Source organism: Nonomuraea sp. NPDC004186, assembly GCF_053603495.1.
This window is the reverse complement of record NZ_JBSGFQ010000087.1, coordinates 3,150-21,839: the sequence shown is the minus strand read 5'-3', so window position 1 is coordinate 21,839 and position 18,690 is coordinate 3,150. Positions and strand designations below refer to the sequence as shown.

General features: G+C 72.4%; 15 protein-coding genes. 6 read left to right on the top strand and 9 right to left on the bottom strand.

What is annotated here, in order from left to right:
- Window positions 1-35 precede the first annotated feature (35 nt).
- The 4 genes from ACWEPL_RS46695 to ACWEPL_RS46680 are packed head-to-tail and all read right to left on the bottom strand — an operon-like array spanning window position 36 to window position 3,939.
- Window positions 36-842: an ABC transporter permease gene (locus ACWEPL_RS46695; protein ID WP_449907800.1), complete on the bottom strand. Its 807-nt coding sequence runs from the start codon at window positions 840-842 to the stop codon at window positions 36-38.
- Window positions 839-1,696: an ABC transporter permease gene (locus tag ACWEPL_RS46690; RefSeq protein ID WP_363967029.1), complete on the bottom strand. Its 858-nt coding sequence runs from the start codon at window positions 1,694-1,696 to the stop codon at window positions 839-841. Before ACWEPL_RS46690 ends, ACWEPL_RS46695 begins: the two co-directional genes overlap by 4 nt.
- Window positions 1,693-2,895 carry an ABC transporter substrate-binding protein gene (locus tag ACWEPL_RS46685; protein ID WP_452440045.1) on the bottom strand — a complete coding sequence of 401 codons (1,203 nt, stop codon included), beginning with the start codon at window positions 2,893-2,895 and terminating at the stop codon, window positions 1,693-1,695. Before ACWEPL_RS46685 ends, ACWEPL_RS46690 begins: the two co-directional genes overlap by 4 nt.
- Before the next feature lie 9 nt (window positions 2,896-2,904).
- Window positions 2,905-3,939 carry an ABC transporter ATP-binding protein gene (locus ACWEPL_RS46680; RefSeq protein WP_449907806.1) on the bottom strand — a complete coding sequence of 345 codons (1,035 nt, stop codon included), beginning with the start codon at window positions 3,937-3,939 and terminating at the stop codon, window positions 2,905-2,907.
- Between the two features lie 162 nt (window positions 3,940-4,101).
- Between ACWEPL_RS46680 and ACWEPL_RS46675 the strand changes: the two genes are divergently transcribed.
- The gene (locus tag ACWEPL_RS46675; RefSeq protein ID WP_452440044.1) at window positions 4,102-6,087 is read left to right on the top strand and encodes a glycosyl hydrolase family 28-related protein; all 1,986 of its coding nucleotides are present in this window, start codon (window positions 4,102-4,104) and stop codon (window positions 6,085-6,087) included.
- 39 nt (window positions 6,088-6,126) lie between these two features.
- Here the strand turns inward: ACWEPL_RS46675 and ACWEPL_RS46670 are convergent, their stop codons facing one another.
- From ACWEPL_RS46670 to ACWEPL_RS46660, 3 genes are all read right to left on the bottom strand, one after another.
- Window positions 6,127-7,002, bottom strand: coding sequence for a fumarylacetoacetate hydrolase family protein (locus ACWEPL_RS46670; protein WP_452440042.1), 876 nt, complete (start codon window positions 7,000-7,002; stop codon window positions 6,127-6,129).
- A 72-nt stretch (window positions 7,003-7,074) separates the two neighbouring features.
- Window positions 7,075-8,544, bottom strand: coding sequence for a multicopper oxidase family protein (locus ACWEPL_RS46665; RefSeq protein ID WP_452440041.1), 1,470 nt, complete (start codon window positions 8,542-8,544; stop codon window positions 7,075-7,077).
- Window positions 8,541-8,984 (bottom strand): hypothetical protein, encoded by a 444-nt coding sequence (locus ACWEPL_RS46660; RefSeq protein ID WP_452440040.1) that lies wholly within the window; start codon window positions 8,982-8,984, stop codon window positions 8,541-8,543. Before ACWEPL_RS46660 ends, ACWEPL_RS46665 begins: the two co-directional genes overlap by 4 nt.
- 197 nt (window positions 8,985-9,181) lie before the next feature.
- Between ACWEPL_RS46660 and ACWEPL_RS46655 the strand changes: the two genes are divergently transcribed.
- Both ACWEPL_RS46655 and ACWEPL_RS46650 read left to right on the top strand, forming a co-directional pair.
- Entirely contained in the window at window positions 9,182-10,303 is a 1,122-nt protein-coding gene (locus ACWEPL_RS46655; protein ID WP_452440039.1) for a sensor histidine kinase, read from the top strand.
- Between the two features lie 65 nt (window positions 10,304-10,368).
- On the top strand, window positions 10,369-11,034 hold the full coding sequence (locus tag ACWEPL_RS46650; protein ID WP_452440073.1) for a response regulator: 666 nt from the start codon (window positions 10,369-10,371) through the stop codon (window positions 11,032-11,034).
- A gap of 203 nt (window positions 11,035-11,237) precedes the next feature.
- Here ACWEPL_RS46650 and ACWEPL_RS46645 read toward each other — a convergent pair whose 3' ends face one another.
- A complete protein-coding gene (locus ACWEPL_RS46645) occupies window positions 11,238-12,428 on the bottom strand; it encodes an Ig-like domain-containing protein (RefSeq protein ID WP_452440038.1) in 1,191 nt (396 codons plus the stop codon).
- Window positions 12,429-12,527: 99 nt separating this feature from the next.
- On the opposite strand from ACWEPL_RS46645, the gene ACWEPL_RS46640 reads away from it, so the two are divergent.
- Window positions 12,528-13,349, top strand: a complete 822-nt coding sequence (locus tag ACWEPL_RS46640) for a hypothetical protein (protein ID WP_363967045.1) — start codon at window positions 12,528-12,530, stop codon at window positions 13,347-13,349.
- A gap of 65 nt (window positions 13,350-13,414) precedes the next feature.
- Entirely contained in the window at window positions 13,415-14,929 is a 1,515-nt protein-coding gene (qcrB, locus tag ACWEPL_RS46635) for a cytochrome bc1 complex cytochrome b subunit (RefSeq protein WP_350736812.1), read from the top strand.
- A gap of 66 nt (window positions 14,930-14,995) precedes the next feature.
- Here the strand turns inward: qcrB and ACWEPL_RS46630 are convergent, their stop codons facing one another.
- Window positions 14,996-18,253 (bottom strand): glucodextranase DOMON-like domain-containing protein, encoded by a 3,258-nt coding sequence (locus ACWEPL_RS46630; RefSeq protein ID WP_452440035.1) that lies wholly within the window; start codon window positions 18,251-18,253, stop codon window positions 14,996-14,998.
- Window positions 18,254-18,474: 221 nt separating this feature from the next.
- On the opposite strand from ACWEPL_RS46630, the gene ACWEPL_RS46625 reads away from it, so the two are divergent.
- On the top strand, window positions 18,475-18,690 hold a 216-nt coding region (locus ACWEPL_RS46625; protein WP_452440034.1), incomplete at its 3' end, for a hypothetical protein.

The window sequence follows — 18,690 nt, the reverse complement described above, 5'->3', positions numbered from 1 at the left end:
CACACGCCATCCCGTGGGCGCCCGCTGAAGGTGGGTCAGTGGGCGCCCACGTCGGTGGACAGTCGCTGGGCGAGGTAGACCGGCGCCACCGAGGCGACGATCAGCGCGGCGGCCACCACGTTCACCACCGGCGCCTGGTTCGGCCTGAAGAGGTTCTCGAAGATCCAGATCGGCAGCGTCCGGACCCCCGCCCCCGCCGTGAAGGTGGTGACGATGATCTCGTCGAACGACAGCGCGAACGCCAGCAGCCCGCCCGCCAGCAGCGCCGAGCGCATCATCGGGAACGTCACCAACCGGAAGGTGGTGAACGGGTCCGCCCCCAGATCCGCCGACGCCTCCTCCAGCGAGCCGCCCATCCGCCGCAGCCGCGCCAGCACGTTGTTGTAGACCGTCACCACGCAGAACGTGGCGTGGCCCACCACCACCGTGAACAGCCCCAGGCCGATCCCGAATGGCTCCAGCACGGTGCGGAAGGCGTTGTTCAGCGCGATCCCGGTCACGATGCCCGGCAGGGCGATGGGCAGGATGATCACGAGGGAGACCGTGTCGCGGCCGAAGAAGCGGTAGCGCTGCACGGCGAAGGCCGCCATCGTGCCCAGCACCAGCGCGACGGCCGTCGCCCCCAGCCCCGCCTGCACGGACGTCCACAGCGCGTCGCGCACTCCCGACGAGTTCCAGGCCGCGCCCCACCAGCGGGTCGTCAGCCCCGGGGGCGGCCAGCCGAAGGTGCGGTCGGCGTTGACGGAGTTGAGCAGCACGACGAGCAACGGCACGTAGATCACGCCGAGCCCCGCGAAGAGCGCGAGGCGGAACAGCAGCCGGGCCGTGCGCGAAAGGTTCACAGGTTCTCCAAGGCCCCGGTACGGCGCACCGCCGCCAGGTACGCCAGCATGATCACGACGGGCACGGTCGCCACCGCGGCCGCGAACGGCAGGTTGTTGGCCGCCCCGATGTTGTCGTAGACGACGTTCCCGATGAGCTGGCTGCGACCGCCGACGATCTTGACGGCGATGTAGTCGCCGAGCGACAGCGAGAAGGTGAAGATCGACCCCGCGACCACGGCGGGGAACGCCAGCGGCCACACCACCGTGCGGAACACCCGCCACGACCGCGCCCCGAGATCCCCGGCCGCCTCCAGCAGCGAGTCCGGCAGCCGCTCGAGCCCCGCGTAGATCGGCAGGATCATGTACGGCAGCCACAGGTACGCCAGCGTCAGGATCGTCGCCGTCACCCCGAACCCCCACCCCAGCAGCCCGCCCGACGACAGCATGACCCGCCACGCGTATGCCTTGACCAGGTACGACGCCCACAGCGGCGTCAGCACCGCGATCACCAGCCAGCGTCGCGCCCGCGGCGAGGCCAGCTTGGCCATGGCGAACGCCATCGGGAAGGCCACCACCAGGTCGATCGCGGTCACCGCGAGCGCCACGCCGACCGAGCGCAGCGCAACCGTCCTGTAGACCTCGACGGTGACGAGGTCCCGGAAGTTCGCCCAGGTGAACGTCCTGACCAGGTTCCCGGTGAAGGTGTCGGTGGTGTAGAACGCGGTGACGAACAGCGCCGCCAGCGCACCCAGGTACGCCAGCCCGAGCCACGCCAGCGGCGCCGACAGCAGCAGCGACAGCCGGACCCCGGCCCGGCGGTGCAGGAAGCCCGCGAGCCACCGCCGCGCCGGGCCCCGGGCGGCCGCTCTCACCCCTTGATCTCCGTCCAGGCCCGCGTCCATTCGGCGTAGTCCTTGCACTTCACGTCGGTACGCCCGTCGAGGCACTGCGCGATCGGCGTCGTCCAGTAGTGGACCTTGGAGAAGTACGCCTCGTCGGTGGCGTGGAACGTGTCGCAGTGCTTGGGGTCGGCGGTCTCCCGGCACGCCTTCGCGTTCGACGGCGCCTCCCCGAAGTACTCCGCCACCTGGGCGTTCGCCTTCGGCGAGATGATGTGGTCGAGCCACTTGTACGCGCAGTTGGGGTGCGCTGCCTTGGCGGCCACCATCCACGTGTCCGACCAGCCGGTCGCGCCCTCCTTCGGCAGCGTGGCCTGGACCGGCGCCTTCTCTCCATGCGCCACGTTGACGATCACCTGCCAGGTGGTGCCGACCACCGAGTCGCCGCTCTTGAACGCCTGGATCTCCTTGGTGTAGTCGGACCAGTACTCGCCGATGATCTGCTTCTGCTGCTTGAGCAGGTCGACCGCGGCCTGGAACTGCCGGTCGTCCAGCGCGTACGGGTTCTTGACGCCGAGCTCCGGCCTGGTCGCCATCAGGTAGACGGCCGCGTCCGCGATGGAGATGGGCGAGTCGTAGGCCGTCACCTTGCCCTTGTACGGCGAGGCCGGGTCGAACACCACGCTCCACGAGTCGGGCGCGGGCTTCACGGTGTCGGTGCGCCACATCAGCAGGTTGGCGCCGCGGCCGTGCGGGACGCCGTAGGGGACGCCGCCGACCGAGTTCCACGGCTTCCCCTTCAGGCCGTCGAACACGTCCGCGTAGTTCGGGATCAGGGCGGTGTTGACGGGCGCGACCGTGCCGGCCGCGATCAGCCGCAGCGAGGCGTCGCCGGAGGCCGAGACCGCGTCGTACTGGCCGGTCTTCATGAGGTTGACCATCTCGTCCGAGGTGCCCGCGACCTTGGTGTTCACCTGGCATCCGGTGGCCTGCTCGAACGGGGTGACCCAGTCGACCTTGGGGTCGTTGCCGCCGTCCTCGACGTACCCGGCCCAGGCCACGAGGTTGACCTGGCCCTCGCCCGCGCCGAGGCTCCCCAGCGCGTCGATCTTGGGCGGCACGAAGCCGCTCTGGCCCGGCGCCGGCGCGCCGCCGGTCGTGGCGGGGCCGCCACCGCAGGCGGTGACGAGCGCGAGTGCCGCCGCGGTGATAGCTAATCCGCTCGGTCGCATGTCCTCTCCTTACCTGGACGTGATCGCGAACTCGTGCCGCCGCTGCCACACGAGCCGGACGCGGGCACCTCGCAGGCCCGTCACGTCCATGGACGAGACCTGGAGGTTCTGCTGGAGCGCGATCAGCCTGCCGCCGGCATCGAGGTCCACGACGAACCTGGTGGCGGCGCCGGCGTACACGATCTCCGCGATCGTGCCCGCGGCCGACTGCTCCCCCGGACCGGCGTCCGGGGCGCCGTCGAGGGCGACGCGCAGCTTCTCGGGGCGGATGCTGTAGGTGCCCGCGCGGCCGAGCACCTTCTCGGCCGCGGCGCCGGAGATGAGGTTGGAGGTGCCCACGAACCCGGCCACGAACTCGGTGGCGGGCCGCTCGTAGACCTCGGCCGGCGTGCCGACCTGCTCGATCCTGCCCCGGTCGAACACGGCCACCCGGTCGCTCATCGTCAACGCCTCCTCCTGGTCGTGCGTGACGAACAGGAAGGTGATGCCGACCTCGCGCTGCAGCTCCTTCAGCTCGACCTGCATCTCCTCGCGCAGCTTGAGGTCGAGCGCGCCGAGCGGCTCGTCCAGCAGCAGCACGCGCGGGCGGTTGACCAGCGCGCGGGCGAGCGCGACGCGCTGCCGCTGGCCGCCGGAGAGCTGGGCCGGGCGCCGGTCCTCGAAGCCCTCCAGGCGCACGGAGCGCAGCGCGTCCCGTGCCCGCTCGCGCCGCTCGGCCCGCGGCACCCTCTTCACGCGCAGCCCGTACTCGACGTTGGCCAGCACGTTCATGTGGGGGAAGAGCGCGTAGTCCTGGAAGACGGTGTTGACGTCCCGCTCGAACGGGGCCAGGCGGGTCACGTCCCTGCCGTCCAGCTCGACGCGGCCCGCCGTCGGCGCCTCGAATCCGGCGATCATCCGCAGCACGGTGGTCTTGCCCGAGCCGGACGGCCCGAGCATGGCGAAGAACTCCCCGTCGCGTACGTCCAGGTCGATGCCGTCGACGGCCGTGACGGGTCCGAACTCCTTGCGCAGCCCGCGTAGCCCGACAGCCGTCTCGCTCATATTCATGAACATAAATGCGCATCCCGGACAAAGCCATGGTCCGCAACAGAACGCAAGTTCACGCAAGAAATCATCAGATTCGCGAAACTACTTCACAACATCTTGTGTATCGGTGTGCGGACGCCTACTGTCGCCTCACCCCCCGAGAGAAACGAGCACCGGATGCCACGCACGGTCCTGGCTGTCTTATGCGCGGCCGCGACGGCCCTCGCCGTCTCCCCGGCCCACGCCTCTTCCGGCCCCGCCCCCGTCGTGACGCGGGCGGCCCTCGATCCGGCGCTAGTCGCGGGGCGGGGCGCCGCCGTGGACTTCCTGGAGCAGGAGGCGGAGAACGCCGTCACGAACGGCACGGTCATCGGCCCCGACCGCGGCGCGTACACGCTGCCCGCGGAGGCGTCGGGCCGGAAGGCGGTGCGGCTGGCACCGGGGCAGCACGTGGAGTTCACGCTGCCGCGCGCGGCCGACGCGATCACCGTCCGCTACAGCATCCCCGACGCGCCCGGCGGGGGCGGCATCACCGCGCCGCTCGACGTCACGGTCAACGGCAAGGGCCGCCGGACCATGACGCTGACGTCCCAGTACGCGTGGCTGTACAACCAGTACCCGTTCTCCAACGACCCCGGCGCCGGCCTGCTGCACCCCGACTGGTGGATCACCGAGTGCTCGTGCGTGCCGAGCGCCACGACGCCGCCGCCCGTGATCGCGAAGCCGTTCCGCCCGAACCACTTCTACGACGAGCAGCGCCTGCTGCTCGGCCGCACGTACCGCGCGGGCGACCGGGTACGCCTCACGGCCCCCGCGGGGAGCGCCGCCGCGTGGACGGTCATCGACCTGCTGGACTCCCAGCTCGTGGGACCGCCGCGGGTCAGGCTCGCGGCGGCCGATGTGCTGGCGTTCGGGGCCGACCCGTCCGGACGGCGCGAGTCGTCGGACGCGTTCGACCGGGCCATCGCCTTCGCCAAGCGCAAGCGGCTGGAGGTGTACGTCCCGCCGGGCACGTACCAGGTGAACCGGCACATCATCGTGGACGACGTGACCATCACGGGCGCGGGGAACTGGTACACGATCATCAGGGGCCATGAGGTCCCGCTCGGGAGCCCGGCGCCGGACGGCTCGGTGCACACGGGCGTCGGCTTCTACGGCAAGCCCGGCGGCAGCACGAACGTGCACCTGTCGGGGTTCGCCATCGAGGGGGACGTGCGGGAGCGCGTCGACACCGACCAGGTGAACGCGATCGGCGGCGCGATGAGCGATTCCACCATCGACGGCCTGCACATCCGGCACACCAAGGTCGGCATGTGGTTCGACGGGCCGATGACGAACGTGCGGATCACGAACAACGTGATCGTCGACCAGATCGCCGACGCCGTGAACTTCCACACCGGCGTCACCGGCTCCGTCGTGTCGAACAACTTCATCCGCAACAGCGGCGACGACGCGCTGGCCATGTGGTCGGAGAAGAGCGCCGACAGCGGCAACACGTTCGACCACAACACCGTCCAGACGCCCGTGCTCGCCAACGGCATCGCCGTCTACGGCGGCAGGGACAACACGATCTCGAACAACCTCGTGGCCGACCCGGTCAGGGAGGGCAGCGCCATCCAGATCGGCTCCCGCTTCGGCGCCGAGCCGTTCACCGGGCGGCTGCTGATCACCGGTAACACCACGGTCAGGTCCGGGACGTACGAGCTGAACTGGAACATCGGGCTCGGGGCCATCTGGTTCTACGCGCTGGAGAGGGACATCTCCGCGGACGTCCAGGTGGTCGGCAACCACTTCCTGGACAACACGTACAACGCGATCATGCTGGTGAGCGAGTGGTCGGTGAAGGACCTGTACTCGATCACGAACGTGCACTTCAAGGACATCCGGGTCGACGGGACCGGGACGTCGGTGGTGAGCGCGCGGGTGAAGGGGTCGGCGACGTTCGAGAACGTGGACGCGCGGAACGTCGGCGCGGTAGGGGTGAACAACTGCGGCTCGTTCGGCTTCCCGCCCACGGGCTCGGAGTTCGCCCTGACCGATCTCGGCGGGAACGACGGTGGCGGCGCGGCGGGGCCCTGGCTGGCGCCGTGGCTCCTGCCGAACACCATCACCTGCGACGACCGTCCGCCGGTCGTGGCGCCCCCGCCTCCGTCTCCCTGGTGACCGGGCCGGCGCGCTCGCCGCGCCGGCCCCGCCGGGGGCTCACACCTGCCGGTGCATGGCCTCCAGGCCCCTGACCACGGTGGTCGTCAGGATGCCGATCTCGGCGATGCCGATCGACACCGTGTCGCCGTCCTGCAGCGTGAACGGCAGGTCGGGCACCAGGCTGGTGCCGGTGGCCAGCACGGCGCCGTCGGGGAAGGAGTCGGCGCGGAACAGGTAGCCCGCCAGCTCGTCGAGGCGCCGGTGCAGGCCCGACGTGGACGCCTTGCCGTCCCACACCGTCTCGCCGCCCCTGGCGATCGTGAGCGTGATGTCCAGCGCGTACGGGTCGGAGACCTCCCACACGGGACGGATCGCCGGGCCGACCGCGCACGCGCCCAGGTAGATCTTGGCCTGCGGCAGGTAGAGCGGGTTGACGCCCTCGATGGTGCGCGAGCTCACGTCGTCGACGACCGTGTAGCCCACGATCTCCCCGGCCGTGTTCAGCACCAGGCCGAGCTCCGGCTCCGGCACGTCGATCTCGGAGTCCGACCGCACCGCGATACGCCCGCCGTCACCCGAGACCTTCCAGGCCACCGACTTGAAGAACAGCTCCGGGCGCTCGGCGTCGTAGACCAGCTCGTACACGTCGGCGGCGCGCTCGCTCTCCAGCACCCGCGCCTCGCGCGAGCGCCGGTACGTCACGCCGGCCGCCCAGACCTCCATCAGCCCGTCCACCGGCGCGAGCCGCCGCACGGACGCGGACGGGTGCCCCTGCCCGTCGGCCCTCGCCAGCCGCTCGCGCAGCCCCTCGACCGGGAGTCGCAGCAGCTCGGCCACGGTCGTGACGCCGGCCAGCTCCACCACCTGCTCGCCGTCGTCGACGCCGACCGCGGGAGCGTCGGTCAAAGGGCTGACGAACCGTACGATGTGCATGCCTGCTCCTCATTCTCATCAGACGAGTCTGATGAGAGTCTTCCCTACCCGGCCGGGCAGGCTTCTGGTGGGTCAGATCACCTCGAAATCGGCCATCATCGCCATGTCCTCGTGCTCCAGGTTGTGGCAGTGGAGCATGTACCGGCCGCGGTGGCCGTCGAAGCGGGCGAGCACGTCCACCACCTCGTACGGGCGCACGTCCACGGTGTCCTTCCACCCCGCGTCCGAGGCGGCGGGGGCCCGGCCGTTCCTGGCCAGCACCAGGAAGTGGGCCAGGTGGACGTGCACGGGGTGGTGGAAGTCGCTGGACAGGCGCCAGACCTCGGCGGTGCCCAGCCGGGGGCGGGCCAGCGGGACGCCGGGCCGGTAGGGCCGGCCGTTGATCGTCCAGACCCCCTCCGCCGACCTGCGGAAGTCGAACCCGCGGGTGGTCACGGGCGCCACGCGACCGGGCGGGCGGGACAGCACGGCCGGTACGGCGGTGTCGTCGGCGGCCCGGCGGGCGACGACGAACCGCATGACGTTCCGGGCGGGGCCGTCGGCGAGGGTGTTGACGAGGGTCACCGCGGTGCCGACGGGGCAGGCGGAGAAGTCGACCACCACGTCGTACCGCTCGCCCGGCGAGATCGGCAGCTCGTCGTGCGCGACGGGCGCGGCCAGCAGGCCGGAGTCGCTCCCGATCTGCGTGAACCGGCCGCCCGGCGCGAGCCGGAGCCGGTAGCGGCGGGCGTTCGAGGCGTTCAGCAGCCGCAGCCGGTAGCGGGTGGCCGTCACCTCGGCCACCGGCCAGGGCGCCCCGTTGACGAGGATCACGTCCCCCTCGACGCCTTCCATGTAGTCGCCGTCGACCGCGGCCATGTGGCCGCCCATGTGACCGCCCATGTGACCGGTGTGACCGCTCTCGGGCGGGCTCGGGTACCGGAAGGAGCCGTCCTCGTCGAACGCCCGGTCGCAGATCATCAGCGGCAACTCCCGGTCCCCTCTCGGCAGCGGCAGCGCGTCCTCCTCCTCGTCGCGCACCAGCGCCATCCCGGCCAGCCCCCGCCACACCTGCGGCCCCGTGAAGTCCATCCGGTGGTCGTGGTACCAGAGCGTGGCGGCCCGCTGCTCCAGCGGGTAGTCGTAGTCCTTCGTCCCGCCTCCGGGCGCCACGAGGTCGGTCGGGTAGCCGTCGGAGCCGGGCGGGGTGACGCCGCCGTGCAGGTGGGTGGAGGTGGGCACGCTCAGCTCGTTGCGCACGGCGACCGTGACGCGGCTGCCGCGCCGCAGGTCGAACGTGGGCCCTGGAAAGGTCCCGCCGTAGCCCAGGACCTCGGTGGTGGTGCCGGGGATGATCTCGATCCTGGCGGCCCGCTGCGTCACCTCGTAGCGGCCGGGGCGCACCGGGCGGGCGACCTCGGGGATCGGGAGCGGCACGGTGAACGGCCGGGGCAGGGTCAGCCGGCTGCGCAGCAGCTCTCCCGAGATCTCGGCGCACCCGGCGGCGGCCAGCGCGGCCCCGCCCAGCACCCCGAGGAACCCCCGCCTGGTCAGGGCGCTCATGCGGCGCTCGGGCGGTCCGCGCCGACGCCGCGTGAGACCTTCGCGCCGGCGCCGCGGCGGAACGCCCGCCAGGTCCAGACGGTGAAGACGGCGGACAGCCCGAAGATCGCCATGCCGATCGGGAAGTGCAGCCCCAGCACCCGCCACTGCCCCAGCGCCACCTGCGCCGTCTCCAGCGCCACGAGGCCCAGACTGGCCGGCGCCGGCCAACCCGGCCCCCGCCCCGGCCGCCACAGCAGGACGGCGGCCACCAGCTGCAGGTAGAGCAGGCCGTGCGTGAACCCGGCGTTGTTCTGGTGCCAGGCCAGCAGGTCGACGTCGCCGGTGACGAAGAGCCCGGCCAGCGCGGCCTGCCCGAGCACTCCGGCCAGGTGCCCGGTGGCGAGCACCCGCAGCGACCAGACGATCCAGCCGGGCGGAGGGGAGGGTGATGCGGTCATGCACGGAATGCTCCAGGCAGGCCCCCTGGAGCCGCGTCCCACGCAGGAGGGCTTCCCGGCATACGCCCCGTGGAGTACGCCGCCCGTCCCGGGCCGCGAACGTACGACCGTGGGATGACACCGGGCCTGCACCAGGGCCGCGAACATACAACCGTGGGGCGACGACCGGCCCGGACCCGGTCGCCTACCTTGTGAGCATGGACAGCCGGAGAACGGACGCCCTCGTCGCGGCGGCCGCCCTGGCGGCGATCACGGGAGGGACGTACGCGAACCTCTCGTGGACCGGCCCGCTGGAGCGCCCCCTCGACCCGATGGGCCTGACGCTGATCGTGGTCGCGTCGCTGACGCTGGCCTTCCGGCGCGCCGCGCCGCTGGCGGCGGGCGTGGTCGCGGCGGCCGCCGGGGTCGTCTACTACGCGCTGCACTACCCGGGCGTGTTCACCTCGGCGCCCGCGCTGGCCTCGATCTACACGCTGGCCTCGCTCGGCCGCCGCAAGGCGGCGATCTGGCTGTCGCTGGCGCTGGCCGCGGGGATGTACGGGCTCATGGCGATCGGCGAGGACGATCCGCCCCCGGGCAGCTGGATGGGGCTGCTGAGCGGGTGGCTGGTGGCCATGGTGGTGATCGGCCGGCTGACCGGGCAGGGCCGCGCGTACCTGCGGGCGGTGGAGCAGCGCGCGGAGGAGGCCGAGCGCACCCGCGAGGAGGCGGCGCTGCGCCGGGCCGGCGAGGAGCGGCTGTGGATCGCGCAGGAGCTGCACGACTCGCTCACCCACAGCATCTCCGTGGTCAACGTGCAGGTGGCGGTGGCCATGCAGTTGCTGGAGCGCGACCCGGCGCGGGCCAGGGAGTCGCTGGTCGCGATCAAGGAGTCGGGGCACGAGGCGATGCGCGAGCTGCGGGCCACGCTGGGCGTGCTGCGCCAGAGCGAGCCGGAGGAGGCGGGGCTGTCCAGGCTGCCGCGCCTGGTCTCCAGGGCCGAGGGGGCGGGGCTGCGGGTGGCGCACACCGTGGCCGGGACGCCGTACGCGCTGCCGCCCGAGGTGGACCGGGCCGCGTACCGCATCGCGCAGGAGGCGCTGACCAACGTGCTGCGCCACGCGGGCGCCGCGACGGTCACGGTCGCGGTCGAATACGATCTGTCCAGGATCGTGCTGCGGGTGGAGAACGACGGCGAGGCGGGCACCGCCGGGCCGGGGATGGGGTTGATCGGGATGCGCGAGCGCGCGGTCGCCATCGGCGGCTCGCTCACCGCGGGGCCCCACGAGAACGGCGGCTTCGCGGTCCGCGCCGAGCTGCCCGTCCGGGTCCCGGCATGACGGCGTCCGACGGGGGCGGCGGTGACGGTCCCGACGTGACAGCGGCCGGCGGCGCGGGTCCTGCGGTGATCAGGGTTCTGCTGGCGGACGACCAGCCGCTGATCCGTGCGGGGTTCCGGGCGCTGCTGGAGCTCACCGACGACATCACCGTGGTCGGCGAGGCGGCCAACGGCGTGGAGGCCGTGGAGCTGGCCAGACGCCTGCTCCCGGACGTGGCCCTGCTCGACGTGCGCATGCCGCTGCTCGACGGCATCCAGGCCACCCGCAGGATAGGCGCCACCCCCGACCTCGACGGCGTCCGCGTGGTGATCCTCACGAACTACGCGCTCGACGAGTACGTCTTCGCCGCGCTCCGGGCCGGGGCCAGCGGCTTCCTGCTCAAGGACATCGAGCCCGGCGACCTGCTCCAGTCGGTGCGGGTGGCCGCCCGCGGCGACGCGCTCCTGTCGCCCTCGGTGACCCGCCGCCTCATCGAGGAGTACGTCAGCACCCCTCCCCGCCCCACTCCCGCGCCCGGCCTCGAACGCCTGACCGACCGCGAACGCGAGATCGTGGCCCTGGTGGCCCGGGGCATGTCCAACGAGGAGATCGCCGAGCACCTGGTGATCAGCGGCGCCACCGCCAAGACCCACGTGAGCAGGTCGATGACCAAGCTCGGCGTGCGCGACAGGGCGCAGCTGGTCGTCGTCGCGTACGAGTCCGGCCTGGTGGTCCCGGGAACGAGCGCCTAGATCGTCAGCAGGAACTCGTAGGCGTTCAAGAGCCAGACCAGCAGCCACAGGGCCACGGCGGGAAGCCGGGCCATCACCCGTCCGATTCCGTCATTCAGCACGCAGGTTCACAACGCCCTTCTCTCGACGGCGATGACAATTCCGGTGTGCCTCCCAGACCATGCCCGGCCCGGATGGTGACGTAACAGGGTGATCCAGGACGACTAGCTGTTGACCGGCTTGCCCAGGGCGCTGCCCGCCAGCCAGTCGTCCCACGACTTCGCCCACGGCGTCGGGCCGTTGCCGAAGCGCAGTTTCCGCGACGTCCCCTTGACCTCGATGATGTCGCCTCGCTGCGTGAACTCGTAGAACCAGCGGGCGTTGGCCGGGCTGGCGTTCACGCAGCCGTGGCTGACGTTGCTGTTGCCCTGCGCGCCGGTCGACCAGGGGGCGGCGTGGAAGAACGTGCCGCTGTAGGTCATCCGGACGTTCCACTTGGTGGTGATGCGATATTCGCCCGGCTTGCCAATGGTGGCCGAGTCCATGACGGTCGACGCGGCCTTCTCCTGGGCGATCATGACGCCGGAATAGCTGTCGTCCCCGGGCTTGCCCAGGCTGACCGGGATGGTCTTGACGACCTCGCCGTTCTCCCGCACGACCGCCTGGTGGGTGGCGTTGCTGACCTCGGTGATGTGCTCGTCGCCGACGGTGAACGCCAGGCTGCGGTCCTTCGTGCCCCACAGGTCCCGGCCCGCCCGCAGCCCGGCCAGGTGCGCGACCACCGTGACCTTCTCGCCGACCGGCCAGTACTCGCGCGGCCTGAACTGGACCTCGCGGTCGCTCACCCAGCTCCACGCGCCCTCGACCGGCTTCGACATCCGCACCACCAGCGACTTCTCGACCGCGACCCGGTCCTTCTCAGCGGTCACGGGCTGCGAGAGCAGGAGCTGGACGGGCATGCCGACGCCGACCTTCTCGCCGTCCAGCGGGGACATGCCGCTCTCCAGCACCCGCTTCGGCTTGAGCGTGGTGAACGTGGCCTGCGCACTGACGGGCTTGCCGTCCGTGCCGGTCGCCTGCGCGCTCACCGTGTACGCGGTCGAGGGCCGCAGCGGCCACATCGGGTGCCACGTCCCGTCCGCACCGAGGGCCCCGCGCACCTCACGCCCCTTGGCGTCGGCGACGGTCAGCTTGGTGACCTTGCCGTCGGTGGCCTTGACGCTGACCCCGGCGTCCGGGGCCACCTTCTGCGTGCCGTTCGCGGGGGTGATCGACAGCTTGGCCACCGGTCCTTGCTCCTGCGACGTGCCGGGCGCGCCGGGGCCGCCGCCCGAGCCTCCACCCGAGGTGCAGCCAGCGGCCAGGAGCAGGGCCGTGGCAAAGGTGCCGACGAGTACGGTCCGGGCATTCCGCATCGCTAATGCCTCCCACAACCTGACAAATAGGGACATTTCACACTAGACGGTATTTATATAGCCCGGTCCAGTTCTGCCCCGAACGGCTGCGGACATGCGGTGCGCCCGGACTTCCAGCCGCAGCCCAAGATCGGGTACGGCGACGCCCGGCCCCGGGTGAGCGTGACCCCGAACTCCGGCCAGGTGACGGTGAAAGCCGTGATCGACGACCCGGCCACCCGGCCCAGGGGCTTCGTCGCGAAGGGAGAGCCGCCGCGTGTGAGATTGCCGTGCCATCCGCCCAGGACAATCATGGGGCGGATGGACTACTACCTGATCTCCGGCCCCGACGGGATCCTCGTGGAGGAGTTCGCCCTCCACCAGGATTACACCGCCGCCGGCATCGACAGCGCCGCGTGGAGCCCGGAGGCCGGCAGGTGGTCCGCCTCCCCCGACCTGAGCCGCGAGCTGCGCTCCGACGCCCGGCTCCGCGCGCTGGTGACCCCGATGGGCCGGCGCGCGGCGGCGCAGGCGTACGCGCGGCTCGGCGGGGGCGAGCTGCCCGGGGAGGAGCGGCTGCGCGGGCTCTTCCGGCAGCGCCAGCCCCTGCCCACGACCGCCCCGCTCGACCTGGGCTCGTCGCCGGACGCGCACCGCTACCGCATCCTGTTCGCGGGCGACTTCGACGCGGACGGGCTGGCGAACGCCCGCGCGGCCCTGCGCCTGGAGCCCGCCGACGACCCGCGCGTGGCGGGCCGGGCGTCGGGCGACGGCTTCGCGTGGGAGCTGCGCAGGATCGGCGCGGGCATCGCGTGGTGCGTGGACGTGACCGTACGCCTCGGGAGCGGCCCGGCGGGCGTGCTCGGGGCGCTGCTGGACCACCACCGGCAGGCGATCCGCGAGCAGGGCCTGATTCCGGTCACCGTAGAACGTTTCGCCTGACTGTCACATTTTCCAGCCCTATTCCGTCTTGTCTGTGACGTACCCATCCAGTCATAGGCGGGGTGATGATGAAGGCCAGCTCACTGGCCCAGGCGCTCGACGATCGGATCGGCGGGGCCGGGTTCCTGAAAAAGGCGATGCGGAAGGTCTTTCCCGATCACTGGACGTTCCTGCTGGGCGAGATCGCGCTGTACGCGTTCGTGATCGTCCTGCTCACAGGCGTCTTCCTCACGTTCTTCTTCAAGCCGACCATGGAGGAAGTCGTCTACGACGGCGCCTACGTGCCGCTGCGCGGGGTCCAGATGAGCCAGGCGTACGCCTCCACGCTGGACATCAGCTTCGAGGTGCGCGGCGGCCTGCTGATGCGGCAGATGCACCACTGGGCCACGCTCGTCTTCCTCGGCGCCATCGTCATCCACCTGCTGCGCAACTTCTTCACCGGCGCCTTCCGCAAGCCGCGCGACCTGAACTGGCTGATCGGCGTGGCCCTGTTCGGGCTGGTGATGCTCAACGGGCTGTTCGGATATTCGCTCCCCGACGACCTGCTGTCCGGCGCGGGGCTGCGCATCCTGCACGGGGTCACGATCTCGGTGCCGCTGGTGGGCACGTACCTGGCGATGTTCCTGTTCGGCGGCGAGTTCCCCGGCGCGGACATCATCTCCCGGCTGTTCAGCCTGCACGTGCTGCTGATCCCCGGGCTGCTGCTCGTGCTCCTGCCGCTGCACGCGGTGGTGCTCACGTGGCGCCAGACGCACACCCAGTTCAGGGCCAAGGGGCTGAACGACGGGGTGGTGCGGGGCGCGCCGTTCTTCCCGGCGTTCCTGGCCAAGACGACGGTGTTCTTCCTGTGGGTGCTCGCGGTGGTGGCGGCGCTGGCCACGGTGTTCCAGATCAACCCCATCTGGCTGTACGGCCCGTACGCGCCCAGCACGGTCAGCGCCGGCTCGCAGCCCGACTGGTACATGGGCTTCCTCGAGGGCGCGCTGCGGGTCATGCCGCCGTGGGAGTTCACGGTCTTCGGGCACACGGTGACCATGAGCGTGCTGATCCCGGCCCTGGGGGCGCCCGGCCTGCTGTTCACCGCGCTGGCGGTCTACCCGTTCGTGGAGCGGTGGATCACCCGGGACCACGCGATCCACCACCTGCTGGACCGGCCGCGCGAGGCGCCGGCCCGGGTGGGCCTCGGGGTCGCGGGGATCGTCTACTACGGCGTGCTCTGGCTGGCCGGCGGCAACGACGTGCTCTCCTCGACCTTCCACATCTCGCTGTACGCGACGACGTGGATCTTCCGGGTCCTGGTGGTCGCGGGGCCGGTGCTGGGGTTCGTGATCGCCCGCCGGATCTGCCTCGGGCTGCTGGCGCGCGACCGGCACACGGTGGCGCACGGGGTGGAGACCGGCGTGATCGTGCGCGGCGCGGACGGCGCGTTCACCGAGATCGAACGGCCGGTCACGGACGAGGAGTCCGCGGTGCTCGTGCCGCCCGCGCGGCCCGCGCTCCCGGTGGCGGCCGACGGCGACGTGCCTCCCCCGGCCCGCCGCCGCGTCCACGACGCCGTCCAGCGCTCCTGGTCCCGCTGACGAGGCTCGCTCGCCCTCGGGACAGCCGCAGGCGCCATTCGTGAGGGCGGTGGCGCCGCGGATTCGTCACGGGACGGCGACGGCGGGGATCGTGGCCGGGCCGAGGAGCGGGTTGAGCACGTCCGCCTGGGACCGCCCCGGCGGGACGAGCACGTCGAGGGCCTTGGGCACCGTGCCGGGGTCCACCGAGCACAGCGGCCCGGCACCACCCTCGGCGCAGACCCCGAACTGGTACGGCTGCGGCGTCGCCGCGAACCCCCTGGCCTGGTCGGCGCTGAAGCCGTCCTGCCCGGTGAGCACCACGGCGAAGCGCCACCCGGGGCCGGGCGTCCCGAAGACAGCCTTGGGCAGGGCGACCGTGACGGTCCGCGTCGTCCCGGACGAGCGCACGGCCGCGCCCGCCTGGGCCGCGCCCGCGGCCGTCACCCAGACCGGGGCGGCGAACCCCTGCACCTCCACCCGCTGCGACCAGGCGTCCCCCAGGCGGTAGTTGCGCTGCGGGAACGCCGCGTCACCCGACCGCGTGGCCACGGCCGGGTCCTGCGCGTAGACGTCCAGCAGCTGGGCGCCCAGCTGGTTGCCGAAGGTCGGGGTGAGGTCGCGCAGCTCGGCCCGCAGGTAGACGGTCGTCGCGTCCGTGATCACCTGGAACCTGCGCAGGTCGAACGCCCCGGCGTGGAAGTCCCCGGCGGTCGGGTACGCGTACGTGCCGGGCCCGTTGTCGTCGCCTTCCGGGTCGGCCACGTCGAGCACGGTCGTGGCGCCCACGATGTCCCCGACGACCGTGCGCCGGGCGTAAGCGGTGCGGCCATCGGGAGCGGTGGCCGTCACGGTGAGCACGACCTCGCCGAACGACACCGGCGCCTGGGCGGTGAAGGCGCCGTCCGGCCCGGCGCGTACGGAGACGACCCGGGTGGGCGCGCCGGTGTCGACGGGCGTGGCCGCGACCTCCACCCGCGCCCCCGGTGACGTGGTGCCCTCCACGGTCGCCGACGTGCCCGCGACCGCCGTGCCGTCCGCCGGGGCGCTGACGGTCAGCGGGGCCGCCTGGGGCAGGCCGCGGGCGGCATACCGGAGCCGTACGACGTCCGGCTGCTCGACGGGGCGGGTGGAGCCGAGCGACAGGACGAGCCGGACGACCTGGGCCTGGGCCCAGGTCAGCGGGGACGCCGAGCCCGCCGGGCCGCCGTCGCGGAACCCGATCGAGGCGGTGGCCGGGTCGGTGCCGTACGGCGAGGCGGCCAGGTCCGGGTTCTCCCACGCCTGCTCGGGGATCAGTCCGGTGCCCGACGACATGCCGCGCATGGCCGCCAGCAGCGTGGCCGCCGTGCCGGAGTCATGGGTCTGGAGCGCCTGCTCGGCCCGCTCGCCCGCCAGCACCGGCCACAGGTGACCGGAGCCCGTGTTGCCGGTGGGCCAGGGGCGGCCCGACGGCGCGCACGAGGTGGGGTCGGGCTCGTGGCAGTCGCCGTAGCCGTCCTCGGTGCCCGCGGTGTCGGAGCCGTAGCGGTACCAGCCGGGCCCCTTCGCCGTCGTACGCCTGAGCACGCGGTCCACCACCGGCAGGCTGGCCAGCACGTCGGGGTCGTCGGCGGGCAGGATGCCGAGCCGGGTGAGCTCGAGGAAGCCCGCGTCCACCACCCTCCGCTGGTCCTCGGTGGGGCCGCCGTTGCCCAGGTTGTAGGACGCGGCCGCGTTCGGGTCGCCGCCGCGTGACAGGCGCAGGAAGTAGCGCGGTGCGTACGGGCCGGTGGTCGTGACCGTCCATGACTTGACCGAGCGGGCGAAGTGGTCGGCCGTGCCCCGGTAGATCCGGGCCCTGGCCTGGTCGCCGGCCCGGGCTGCCAGCTCGCCCGCCGCGACGAGCCCGGCGATCTCGGCCGCGATCGTGGACGGCGAGTGGCCCGACTGCTCCTCCCACCGCTCCACGCCGAACGCGGGCCCGTGCGCCACCAGGAAGTCGGCCGCCGCCCGCACGCGCTCCCACACCCCGGTGAGCCCCGACTGGTAGGCCATCAGGATCGGGTACGCGGTCTCGTCGAGCTGGTCGCCGCCGGAGTCGGGCGCCAGTCTGCCGTTCAGCAGCGAGTTGCGCGGCATCCGGCCGTCGGGCAGTTGCTGACGTTCCAGGAGGAAGCGGGCGGTGTCGCGGGCCGTGGCCACGTCGCCGGCGGCGAGGAAGCCGGTGAACGCCTCGTACAGGTCGCGGGCGAACACCTCACGGTAGGAGCCGAAGTAGACCGCCTTGCCGCCGACGAGCTCGCCCGCGCCCACCGCCTGCCCCCAGGGGCTGGCCAGTGACGCCACGACCGCGCCGGGGAACGTCTTGTCCTCGCTGGCCTTGAGCACGTTCGCGGACAGCCGGTAGAGGTCGGCGTGCTCGCCCGGCGGCCTGCGCAGGCGCGCGTCGTAAGCGGCCCAGCCGGACTCGTACCGGGCGCGGGTGCTCTCGAACGGCCGGGCGGCGGCCTCGCCCGCGGTCCGCAGCGCCGCGGCCCTGGTCCGCCCGAACCCGAGCGCGAACGTCACCTCGCCCCTCCCGTCGATCGGCAGCCTGGCGGTGGCGACCACGTTGCCGGCGGGGGCCTCGGCGTAGGGGGTGAGCTCGCGGGCGGCGTCGAGCTGGGCGGCGCCGTCGCCGGGCGTGCCCGCGTAGCCGACGCTCGCCTGCGGCAGCCGCCGCTCGGCCCGCAGCGCCAGGTGGGTGGGCACGGCGTAGTCGCGGGCGGGGGCGGAGGTCTCGGTGTTCTCGTCGGAGATCACGGGGGCGCCGGTGGGGCCGTCGACCACGCCGGTGTCGGGGCCGCCGTTGGGCTGCCCGCCGCCGCCGTTGCCGTTCACGCTCGCGTCCAGCCGCACGTACAGCCGCAGGCCTGCGGGCTGGAGCCGGGTGCGCACCACCACGGCGTCGCGGTCGGGGTCGGTGACGTAGGTGGTGGTCAGGCGGTAGCGGCCGCTCCTGCTCGCCGAGGTGACGGTGCAGGTCATGCCGGAGCGGTCGGTGCTCACCTGGTACGTGGTGTCGCGGGCCTGCAGTTCGGTGAACGTCCTGCCGTCGGTCACGACGAACTGCATGGTCTCGACGTTCGTGTTGTCGATCGTGGGCTCGTACACGTCGGACAGGACGCCGCCCGCGACGGTGTACCAGACCTTGGACGTCCTGCCGGTGGCCGTGCCCACGCAGTCCTTGCGGGCCAGGCCGAAGTGCGACGGCGTGCCGGGCGCGCCCGGCACGGGAGCGGCGGCCAGGACGGGATCGAGCGGTACGGCGACCAGCGCGGCGGAGACGAGCAGGGCAAGGACGGACCGTCGGATCGCAGGCATGCGGGACTCCCCTCCAGACCCCCGATGGGTAGAGACAAGACCAGCCCCACCCCCCTGTCAAGCCCATAGGGTCGGTCGCTGCCGGGTTTCGTCATCTGTCATCTGGAAAGCGGTCTCCGGCGAACCAGGAGTGGGCGGCGGTTGTCGTACTCAGTGGAACGATCCCCGCCGGGGTCGTCACTATGGGGAGACGCGCCGGGGGCGGTGCGCGAGGGGGATCGATGGACATCGGTGCGAGGTCACGCCCGCCCTTCCTGGGCGGGGCCAGGCGGGGGACGGCCAGGACGGTCGCCACTGCGGTGCTGGTGGCGATGACCTGCGGCGCGAGCACACTGGCGGCGCCTTCCCAGGCCGCCCACGCGGCTCCACCACCGGCCGCGGCGGCGAGCGCCGCGGGATCCGGGGGGGGGGGCGCGGCGGCGGCCGGAGCGCGGGGC